This window comes from Levilactobacillus acidifarinae DSM 19394 = JCM 15949 (assembly GCF_001434835.1).
In the GTDB taxonomy this organism is placed as follows: Bacteria; Bacillota; Bacilli; order Lactobacillales; family Lactobacillaceae; genus Levilactobacillus; species Levilactobacillus acidifarinae.
Window position 1 is genome coordinate 222,663 of record NZ_AZDV01000003.1, and the last position, 8,930, is coordinate 231,592.

General features: G+C 50.0%; 14 protein-coding genes. 1 reads left to right on the plus strand and 13 read right to left on the minus strand.

The window, feature by feature from the left end:
- Positions 1-8 precede the first annotated feature (8 nt).
- The 5 genes from FD25_RS01690 to FD25_RS01710 form a co-directional block, all read right to left on the minus strand.
- Complete coding sequence (locus FD25_RS01690) at positions 9-815, minus strand: PTS sugar transporter subunit IIC (protein ID WP_225428528.1); 807 nt, start codon at positions 813-815, stop codon at positions 9-11.
- Between the two features lie 82 nt (positions 816-897).
- Positions 898-1,404: a PTS sugar transporter subunit IIB gene (locus FD25_RS01695; RefSeq protein WP_057800851.1), complete on the minus strand. Its 507-nt coding sequence runs from the start codon at positions 1,402-1,404 to the stop codon at positions 898-900.
- On the minus strand, positions 1,401-1,820 hold the full coding sequence (locus FD25_RS01700; RefSeq protein WP_057800852.1) for a PTS sugar transporter subunit IIA: 420 nt from the start codon (positions 1,818-1,820) through the stop codon (positions 1,401-1,403). Before FD25_RS01700 ends, FD25_RS01695 begins: the two co-directional genes overlap by 4 nt.
- A gap of 89 nt (positions 1,821-1,909) precedes the next feature.
- Positions 1,910-2,518, minus strand: a complete 609-nt coding sequence (locus FD25_RS01705) for an HAD family hydrolase (protein ID WP_057800853.1) — start codon at positions 2,516-2,518, stop codon at positions 1,910-1,912.
- Positions 2,519-2,606: 88 nt separating this feature from the next.
- Complete coding sequence (locus FD25_RS01710) at positions 2,607-4,031, minus strand: MATE family efflux transporter (RefSeq protein ID WP_057800854.1); 1,425 nt, start codon at positions 4,029-4,031, stop codon at positions 2,607-2,609.
- Between the two features lie 476 nt (positions 4,032-4,507).
- On the opposite strand from FD25_RS01710, the gene FD25_RS01715 reads away from it, so the two are divergent.
- Positions 4,508-5,098 (plus strand): hypothetical protein, encoded by a 591-nt coding sequence (locus tag FD25_RS01715; RefSeq protein WP_057800855.1) that lies wholly within the window; start codon positions 4,508-4,510, stop codon positions 5,096-5,098.
- A gap of 44 nt (positions 5,099-5,142) precedes the next feature.
- Here the strand turns inward: FD25_RS01715 and FD25_RS01720 are convergent, their stop codons facing one another.
- From FD25_RS01720 to FD25_RS01745, 8 genes are read right to left on the minus strand one after another with little or no spacing between them, the layout of a single operon-like run.
- Positions 5,143-6,195, minus strand: a complete 1,053-nt coding sequence (locus FD25_RS01720; RefSeq protein WP_057800856.1) for a GH25 family lysozyme — start codon at positions 6,193-6,195, stop codon at positions 5,143-5,145.
- Positions 6,195-6,710 (minus strand): SPFH domain-containing protein, encoded by a 516-nt coding sequence (locus FD25_RS01725; protein WP_057800857.1) that lies wholly within the window; start codon positions 6,708-6,710, stop codon positions 6,195-6,197. The genes FD25_RS01720 and FD25_RS01725 overlap by 1 nt, the downstream gene beginning before the upstream one ends.
- A 12-nt stretch (positions 6,711-6,722) precedes the next feature.
- Positions 6,723-7,106 (minus strand): hypothetical protein, encoded by a 384-nt coding sequence (locus tag FD25_RS01730; RefSeq protein WP_057800858.1) that lies wholly within the window; start codon positions 7,104-7,106, stop codon positions 6,723-6,725.
- Positions 7,096-7,533, minus strand: coding sequence for a hypothetical protein (locus tag FD25_RS01735; protein WP_225428572.1), 438 nt, complete (start codon positions 7,531-7,533; stop codon positions 7,096-7,098). The genes FD25_RS01730 and FD25_RS01735 overlap by 11 nt, the downstream gene beginning before the upstream one ends.
- 54 nt (positions 7,534-7,587) lie before the next feature.
- On the minus strand, positions 7,588-7,749 hold the full coding sequence (locus FD25_RS14210; protein ID WP_164480494.1) for a CD1375 family protein: 162 nt from the start codon (positions 7,747-7,749) through the stop codon (positions 7,588-7,590).
- Entirely contained in the window at positions 7,743-7,904 is a 162-nt protein-coding gene (locus tag FD25_RS14215; RefSeq protein ID WP_164480495.1) for a CD1375 family protein, read from the minus strand. The genes FD25_RS14210 and FD25_RS14215 overlap by 7 nt, the downstream gene beginning before the upstream one ends.
- A gap of 11 nt (positions 7,905-7,915) precedes the next feature.
- Positions 7,916-8,419 (minus strand): hypothetical protein, encoded by a 504-nt coding sequence (locus FD25_RS01740; RefSeq protein WP_057800859.1) that lies wholly within the window; start codon positions 8,417-8,419, stop codon positions 7,916-7,918.
- An 11-nt stretch (positions 8,420-8,430) separates the two neighbouring features.
- Complete coding sequence (locus FD25_RS01745; protein WP_057800860.1) at positions 8,431-8,847, minus strand: hypothetical protein; 417 nt, start codon at positions 8,845-8,847, stop codon at positions 8,431-8,433.
- Positions 8,848-8,930 lie beyond the last annotated feature (83 nt).

Genomic DNA, 8,930 nt, shown 5'->3' on the forward strand with positions numbered 1-8,930 from the left:
CACCCCCTTTAAAGATCGTCCAATTCACGGTCTAAATCGTCATCGGTCGTACTGGGTGGGGTGGCCCCACCGGAAGTCGAGCCCGACCCAGAATTTCCGTGCCACCCCAGATACAGCACCGCTAATCCCACGCCAATCATGCCCAACGCAATCAGACTGAGGTGTTGGTCCGTGGCTAACGCGAAGCCTAGAAAAAAGAACGGCCAGAGTTGATGCGTCGCCATGGTGTTGATCACCAACGCAAAGCTGACCACGACTAGCATCCCCGCGGCCACCCGAAATCCACCCTGTAAACCGGTGGGCAGTGCCTGGTAGCCGGTCTGCAGCCAGCTTGCCGGAACGACCATCAACAACGCGGCGGGGAGTAACGTTCGTAATCCCTGTAGACCGGTACACAGCAGCTGTAAACGGGTAATCCGGTGCAGATCACCGGCCGCGGCGGCCCGGTCCGCCCGATTCACTACCGGCACGACCACCTGCCGCATGCCCCGGGTGATCCACTGTCCCACCCAGGCGAGTGGTAAGGCTAGAATAACGCCCAAAGCCACCGGTAACTGAGCGGGACCCGCGACCCACCAAGCCGTCACGACGGCGGCCAAGGCGGGATCGGGCCCAACCACGGTACCAATGTTCATCCACCCCAGGGTGATTAATTGTAGTGAAGCGCCCAGGGTAACCCCCACTAACGGGTGCCCCAAAGCTAACCCCACCAAGGTACAGGCGATGATGGGTTGGTGCACCTCCCATTCATCCACCACGCCCCCGATTCCCGCCAGAAAAGCGATGATCAGGACGGCTAAGGTACTGATGTTCACGTAACTCGACTCCTTTCTTTTTTGTTCAATGCCACAAAAACACCCCGCTCAGGCCAAGTCACCCGAGTGAGGTGTTCGGTGGTTATTGGGTTAATCCCTTTTTCTGCGCTAATGCCAAGAAATCTTGTTGGCGGTCACCGGGCACCGTCTGAGTCGACACGGCGACCCCGGCGGCTTGCAAAGCCACTGCAGCTTGGACGTCGGCATCGTCCGCAGCCACGCTAGGCGTCAGCATGGTCTTATGAACCGTGTACGCTAAATTCCCCACGTTGACCCCGGTGGGCTTTAAATCAATGCCCTGAGCCACTAATTCGGCCATCTCGGGCAACGTTTCCGTTAAAATCAGCGGCCGGAACCCATCAAACCGGGCATCCCGGTAAATCTGAATCATCTTAGCCACCGTAATCACGTTAGCTTTGACCTCGGGTGGAGCCGCCTGCATAATCAACATTTTACGGAGTTTGTCGTGGGCCACCTTGTCGGAGACCACCAGAATGCGGTTTGGCCGGACCGTTTTGGTCCATACCGTCGCCACCTGACCGTGGAGGAGCCGATTATCGACCCGGGCGAGTTGAATTGCCATTGTCATAATAAATCGTCATCTCCCGTGTTCGTTTGCAAATCCAGGTGCCGAATCCCCCCACGGGCCGTCCGCTCTAGGTGGGGGATCACTTCAGCCAGGGACTGCTGTTGCAGCGCTAAGGCTTCAATCAGCATGGGCAGATTCAACCCGGCCACTAACCCGTACCGGTCCGGATGAGCCGCCACCAATTGACTGGCCGCATTAAACGGTGAGCCCCCCCAGAGATCGACCAGAAACAAGAGCTCCGTCTCCGACGCCATCTGACTGATTGCCAGGCGATAATGACTCACTAAATCTTCAACGCTTTCATTGGCGGCTAACGTCACAGCGGTCACGTTTTGCGCCTTTCCGAAAATCATTTCGGCACTTTGCAAAATTCCCCGGGCAAATTCACCGTGCCCGGTCACAATTATGGCCAGCATTCTGCCACCCCTTTGACTAGATCCTTAAATTTTTAGACTGACTTTAATATAGCATAAAAGAGCGGTTACATCTACCTCTGCCCAATCCCTTACAGGCTTTTAAGCATATCAGCCGGCGTCAAGAAACTCAGGTCCGGCGTTAAGTCCGGGTGTTTGCCATTCCAGGCCGCTAGCCCGAACTGGACCTTAGCGGCGTGGGCAGCCTGTAAGTCGTACACCGTGTCACCAACGTAAATCGTGTTTTGTGGGTCGACGTGCAACCGGTCCATTGCCAGCAAGATGCCATCCGGAGCGGGCTTGCCGTGGGCCACGTCTTCGGCAATGACGGCCTGACTAAAATAGCCGGCCAGCCCCTCGGCCACCACGTCGCGCTCGTATTCAAACCGCCGTTTAGACGTCATAATGGCCAGTTGGGCCCCCCGGTCCTTTAGGTCTTGGAGAGCCGTCGTGACGCCCGCGTAAACGGCCACGGTCGACCGGTAGTCCTGAGTCCGCGGCCCCCATAACGATAAAACCCGTTCCCAATCGGGGACCTTAAGCCGTAATAAGGCATCCTTACTGGGAATGCCGAAGGTCGTGGCCAATTCGGCATACGAGCGTTCCATCCCCCGTTCGTGCAGGATGGCTTGCAGCGACTTAATGTACATAGCTTCCGTATCGAGCAACGTCCCATCGATATCAAAAATAAAACTTTTCATGATTTAAGCTCCTCTAATCATTTTTAGCTTCAAAAAAGGGAAGCTGACCTTTGACGATCACCTTCCCTAGTGTAGCATGCTTTTAATTTTACGACTCCAGCTTAGGTTGCGAATGTTGCCCGACCGGAGCACTAGTAATTCCTTCTGCCGGCGTCACGTTGTCGTCCACAACGTCCACGGAACGTTGAAGGTTCCGTAATTGCCGAACGGCCCGGATCCAGGAAGGTACCAGAATGGCACACGAGCCCAACCAAGCCAACGGTTCGGCGGAAACGGCCCCGGCATACCCGAAGGCCCCCACCATAAACAGCGCGGCGAAGACCCGCATGGTCAGCTCCCCGACCCCAGCTAGGGTTGGCAGTACCCGGCGGCCGAGCCCCTGCAGCGTGTTTCTAATGATGAACAAGACGCTCAAGAGCAGGTAGGTACTCCCAATAATGTTGAAGTAGGTCTGCGACAACTGAATCACGTGTTCGTCGGCCGTCCCGATGATCAGCGTGACTAACGGCCGCCCGAAGAAGATGACCAAACCACCCGCGGCCACCGCAAAGGTCCCGGATAACCAGAGGGTCTTTTTGACTCCTTCGAGAATCCGGCCATACTTAGCCGCCCCGAAGTTCTGGGCCGCAAAGGTGGCCATGGTGACCCCAAACGACGACATCGGCAGCGAGCAAAGTTGGTCCACCTTAGATGCCGCGGTTGAGGCGGCCACCGAATCGGTCCCTAAGGAATTCAATGCTGCTTGCATGACCATGGTTCCAATGGCGATGATGGACAGTTGAAACCCCATCGGCATCCCGGTCGAGAAGTGGTCCCAAAGTTCTTTAACGTCAACGCGAAAATCGTCTTTAGTGATGTGCAGGAGTGGAATCGAGCGGATGATGTAGACCACACACAGGAGCGAGGCAATCACTTGAGAAATCACCGTCGCCCAACCAGCTCCGGCCACCCCCATGTGAAAGACCAGGATGAATAAGAGTTCGAGGATGACGTTGACCACGGTCCCGATAACCAGAAAGATCAACGGCGTCCGCGAATCCCCCAGGGCCCGGATAATGTTGGATAACAGGTTAAACGCCATCGACGCGAAGATGCCCATGAAGATGATACTGATGAAGATCCGGGCGTTGGCGAAGATGGACGCTGGCGTTTGCATTAATTTCAGGATGGGGTCAACGAAGGTCAGCGCTAAGGCCGTCAACACGATGGTCATCAAAATCGAAATCACAATGCTCGCGGCAAATGACCGCCGGACGCCCTTGTAATCACGCGCGCCGTAACGCGTCGCGGTCAGAATGGCTAACCCCGCCGTCAGGCCCTGAGCAAAACCAATAATCAAAAAGTTAATGGACCCCGTGGCGCCAACCGCCGCTAGGGCTTTAACCCCGAGCGTCTGCCCGACCACCACGGTATCCGAGACGTTATATAATTGCTGAAATAAATTACCAATTAAAAGTGGAATCGTAAAGAAGAAAATCAATTTTAAGGGATTACCCGTCGTTAAGTCGTTCATAGGCCGACCTCCTTTGAAATTTTTGCCTGGGTTTTCTAACCACAGGGCTACTACTATACCGCCTTTTCTCCGCTTTGTCAGAGAACTTGTTTCGCCATTTTTCAGAAAATCCCATCAGACATTTTAAGTCTGTATTCTACGCCCTTATACGGTTTTTTTAAAGGTTGTCGGGACGTGAAAACGATTGCGTGGTGGAATTGTTATCAGTTTGTCACAATTCGCCAACAATGGTCGTTTAACTTAATTGTGACCACAAAAAAACATCGTTACCCTTAAGGTAACGATGTTCAGTAAGATGCGGCCAAGAAGGTCCCATCAAAGCTATCACTTCGTCTTACAGCCCCAACGTCTTCGGCTTATACATGTCGAAAATAGTTTACCAATTAGTTTACTTTTCGCTTGCGAGGAGCATTTTACATATTGAGCAAAGTTAACAATTAATCTATCATAATAGTTAAAGTAGGAGGAGATATTTAATGATTACAACGACAATGGCACTATTATCTGCCCTTGTAGCCTTAGTAAGCTACTTATACACTGAAACCTTTTTCGGGACTAGTGAAACTGCTAGTGCTTTCCAAACATCGAAAGAATACTCAATGCACTCCGAACGGTTTGCCTTTATCAGAGTCATTGAAAACTTCCTGTTCCTTATGTTCGCTATCTTATTTCTTTTAACCGGTAGTTATGGTGTTTTTCACGATTTTAATAAAACAGCATTACGAAACGGTAACTTCATTCAAGATCTAGCTCTTCTACTTGCTGGAGTCTTCTTTTCAATTGCAACTATCCAAGTATGGAAATACGGTAAAGCTAAAATTACTTTTATAAAAATGGAAGCAATTAAATCACAGGGGTCTAAAGACTTTAATAATTTTATTTTGTACCATAAAATTGACGATTCTATATATATGGTTCTTAATGTAGATGACGCATTATCTGGAAAATTTAAAAATTTTCTAGTCATTACTGCAGATTCATTGAAGAACTATAAATTTGAAGTTTTGAGTAGAAGCGAATTAGAAAGCTATCAGAAAAATTCTGTAAAGTCAACAGATAAAGAGTAGACAAAAAGGCCACCCACCCCATTACGGAGTGAGCGGCCTTTGAGCTACTTGACGAATCCATTAATTTTTTTATTTCCGCTGATAAACATACCGTTTGCTAGCCGAATCCGTGAGGTATCTCCGTACTTCACTACCTTAGCAACATCGAAGTGGGTCCCAGCCGGTTGCCAATCGACAACATGATGGAGCGACACATCCTTGTAGCGATGGGAACCACGTACCGACTTAACCTGTTTCACGCCGCCATTAACGGCATAATACAGACGATTTACGTTAGCCAGGTTGCTAGTGATGTAGTACCCGTTAGCCAGCTGGAAACGAGTAATCTTCCCATAGATAATTACCTTAGCGATTGCAAACACGGTACCAGCTGGAAAGCTGTCCACCTTTTGTTTAAAGGCAACATCCTTGTAACGATTGATTGTGGTCCGCGCATAAATCATCTTCGGGTTGTACCGGTAATAGATGGCTTTCTTTGGCTTGATTGCTTTAGTAGCCGTCCCATAGTAGTAACTGGAATACATCTGGGATACGTCAAACCCACCATAACATCCGGGGAACTTATGGGTACTGGTCCACTGCCAACCCATGTAGGATCCGTAAAACTTTAATCCAGCCGGGTTAGATGGATAATTGGCAATCCAACCACCGCGGCCCGCGTTATTAAGTGGCATCGAGTTAGTCCATGACCCCATGGTGTACACATCGGTCTTGGGATACCCCATGCGTTTGACTTCAGCGACCCACGCCTTTATGTTCGCTGAATTGCGGGACCAGCCGAGGTTCGTGGCCTCAAAGTCTAGCACAATTACGGCATCCTTACCGAGTCCGGCATTAAACGCGGAACGAGCCGCCATCTGGGCCTCTGCCTTGGCTCCCGCCACAGTGGTAAAACGTGCAAAATGATAGCCGTTAACGTGCAAGCCGGAAACTACGGCATTACGAATACTAGTTTTCGCGGTTTGATCCGTAAAAAAAATGCCCTCCGATAGTTTTGCAACCATCGCGCGGACACCATACTTTTTCATCGAACGCCAGTTAGCAACAGTCATCGTGCCGTTGTTATTAGACGTGTCGACCATATCTAATCGGGGCATTACTTAGCATCTCCCTCCGTTGGGACCTGGGCGGTAGCCGGGACGTTTAAGGGAACGGCTACCGCATCGGCCTTAGCTTTCTGTTCGGCCAACTGTACCTCTTTATCCGCGAACGCTTGCTCTGCGTTCGCCTGTCCTTCATCAAATTTGGCCTGTTTCTCTTGAGCCACAGTGTTTCGAGTGGTCATCAATTGATAGGCCTTTTCGATTGCCGCCGATACAATGTCGGGATCAATGCGGTGGCCTAAACCATTCAGCTGACTGGTAACATCTGCCACGGCCTTTTCCCGTTTTTCGTCGCCGGGCATTTCATAGGACGTTGACAACAAATGCACCACGTTACTTGCCAGGCTATCCAACAAGCCCAATACTTCACGTTGATTAGCAGACTTATTGGATGCAATTTTAGCCTTTACCGCCGGATTAATCCGATTGAACCAAGCTACAAACAAAAAAACAACGATACCCAAGATACCGGTATCGCTAAGCAATTGAATCAACTTTGTAATGCTCATAAAAATATCCTCCTATAATTCACCGTATCGGTCACGGTACTCTTGATTTTCGCGTTCTAAGCCAGCATTGCGTTGCTTTAATTGTTCATTTTCCCGAACCTTTAGAGCGATTTGCTGATTAAGTTCGTTCTCCATGGCATCTTTCTTGACGCCCAATGCAGTTAACTTGGCACTTAAATCGTTAAGTTCATCAGCAAACTTCTTTCGGTCGGCTTCACGATCATCACGAAGCTGTTGATTATCCTGCTTAACCTGGTCCATGATGTAAGCTTCAAGCTGTTGCTGGTCCTTATTAGCTGCCCGATTATCTACACGTTGCCCATGAACAGCCGCAAACACTGCTGTAATCAGAGCCCCAATCGCCCCCAGGAGTCCAATCCAGTTACTAGCGTTCACTGTGGTCACCTCTCATCAAGGTACTAAAGAGTAGGGCCAAAGTGAGCAATGCAAAAATCCACGTCAAATTAAACCGCATATCAAAAAAGCCACGTACCGAAAAAGCAACGGCAATGGCTCCAAAAGCAGGCGATAAGGCGACCATGCCCCAATCTCTCAACTTGCGATGGTAAAAAGCTGTTCCATATAAAATTACCAACCCGCACGCAATCAGCCAAAGTGCAAACCACCAGTCATCAGCGAATCCAAAAATAACTTGTTCTAGATGCGGTGGCGGTGGTGGCGGTGTTACGCGGGGATCATCAAGATATCCCTGGTGAAGCCACACATAAATTCCTCCAAGTAAAGAAGCCACGCCAAAGAAAAAATGGTTCCAGTGGCGTGAAATTTGCTTAAGTGGGCCACCATCCTTTGAAAACCTAGGCATCCTATCACCCCTTCCCTAGAAAAAATCCCAAAAGAAAAGCACCAGCGGCGATTACTACGCTTGCGGCGTAGTATCGGCGGCGGTGCTGGTGGAGTTTCCCAGGATTTCCTTTACTTGGGGTTGCAGGTAAGCTGGAACTTCGTCAATGGTCCGGCCTCCATCAAGGACGTTAGCGGCGTAAATAGCAACTAAAGCAGTGAATTTGAAATTTAACATGATTGATTATCTCCTTGATTTTTGTCTGAATTTTGATTCTTATCGTCGATACAAGCTTGGACTTCCGCCCGTAGCGCCGTTGGGACACCATCGAGCGTGCGTGACTTTTCCGCAATTGCATTGGCGTAAATTTGGGCTAGTGCTGAGTAAGCCATCTAATCACCTCCTAGGATTGAGCGGCCGAGCTGGCCGCAGAGGACGCCCCGGAGGTCGCCGCAGTCGCTGCATCACTAGCGTTGGAAGTAGGTTGCAGCTGGCTAAAGAGTAGGTCGGACAATTCCATGATGGCGGAATCGTGAAGGGAATCATTAGCCTTCAATGTGGCATTCTCTACCGTAGCGGCCGCCGCATCTGCCTTAGCTTTAGTAGCATCGGATTGGGCAGCAGTCAGGTCAGCCTGTAGATCAGTGATGGTTCCCTTTTGGTCAGCGATGATCTGCCCCTGGTCCTGAATCGACCGTAGCAATGAACTCACCTGCAGGCTAGGTAAATTGTCCGGCGAAATCCAATTACCGTTTTCATCGTGTCGATACTTGGTGTAGTGCCGAAGGAATTGTTCCTTGTCGGTCGAAGTGTACAAGGTGATGGCGGTCAGGTCATCAGCCGCTTCAGTGGCCGGAGTCGAGCTGGCATAGCCGTCATCATCGAGAGAAACATAAAATGTGTACATAAAATCACTCCCTAATTTTTAATATAGAAAAGGTGGAAAACTGCAGTGCCACCATAAGTAGCACCACTAGTCCCACCGATTTGAATCGATAAAATGTTGTTTGATAAGGTTGGAAGTACGAATCCATCGACAAAAGATGGATTGTCGTTAGTGCCAGAATACTTGCTTTGAGTCTTATCTAATGTGTAGGACCCGGCGAGGCCACTAGGTAGCGTTAGAACATCTTGCTTAGTGTAACCGGCACTGCTTCCTTTGGCGTACGTTGATAGTCCGCCTACCAGCTCCAAGATTTTACCTTCTACTCGATATAGGCAGAAAGCCTGCATGATAGTGACATCACTTGGAATCGCGTTTACCGGACCAGCATTTACAATCAGTGGCGTGTATCCACTTGTTTGGATTTTGTCACCCCCAAAATAAATTGCCATCAGCACTCACCGCCTTGGCGGATTTGCTTACAACTTAGGCGAGCAGAAACCCAGTAACTACGCGGGTTCCTGCCCCCCCCCCC

Coding starts and splice junctions, on each gene's coding strand:
- FD25_RS01705 (WP_057800853.1), bottom strand. CDS start 2,518: ATGAAAAGTTTTATTTTTGATATCGATGGGACGTTGCTCGATACGGAA.
- FD25_RS01700 (WP_057800852.1), bottom strand. CDS start 1,820: ATGCTGGCCATAATTGTGACCGGGCACGGTGAATTTGCCCGGGGAATT.
- FD25_RS01715 (WP_057800855.1), top strand. CDS start 4,508: ATGATTACAACGACAATGGCACTATTATCTGCCCTTGTAGCCTTAGTA.
- FD25_RS01725 (WP_057800857.1), bottom strand. CDS start 6,710: ATGAGCATTACAAAGTTGATTCAATTGCTTAGCGATACCGGTATCTTG.
- FD25_RS01720 (WP_057800856.1), bottom strand. CDS start 6,195: ATGCCCCGATTAGATATGGTCGACACGTCTAATAACAACGGCACGATG.
- FD25_RS01735 (WP_225428572.1), bottom strand. CDS start 7,533: ATGCCTAGGTTTTCAAAGGATGGTGGCCCACTTAAGCAAATTTCACGC.
- FD25_RS01695 (WP_057800851.1), bottom strand. CDS start 1,404: ATGACAATGGCAATTCAACTCGCCCGGGTCGATAATCGGCTCCTCCAC.
- FD25_RS01740 (WP_057800859.1), bottom strand. CDS start 8,419: ATGTACACATTTTATGTTTCTCTCGATGATGACGGCTATGCCAGCTCG.
- FD25_RS14210 (WP_164480494.1), bottom strand. CDS start 7,749: ATGTTAAATTTCAAATTCACTGCTTTAGTTGCTATTTACGCCGCTAAC.
- FD25_RS01745 (WP_057800860.1), bottom strand. CDS start 8,847: ATGGCAATTTATTTTGGGGGTGACAAAATCCAAACAAGTGGATACACG.
- FD25_RS01710 (WP_057800854.1), bottom strand. CDS start 4,031: ATGAACGACTTAACGACGGGTAATCCCTTAAAATTGATTTTCTTCTTT.
- FD25_RS14215 (WP_164480495.1), bottom strand. CDS start 7,904: ATGGCTTACTCAGCACTAGCCCAAATTTACGCCAATGCAATTGCGGAA.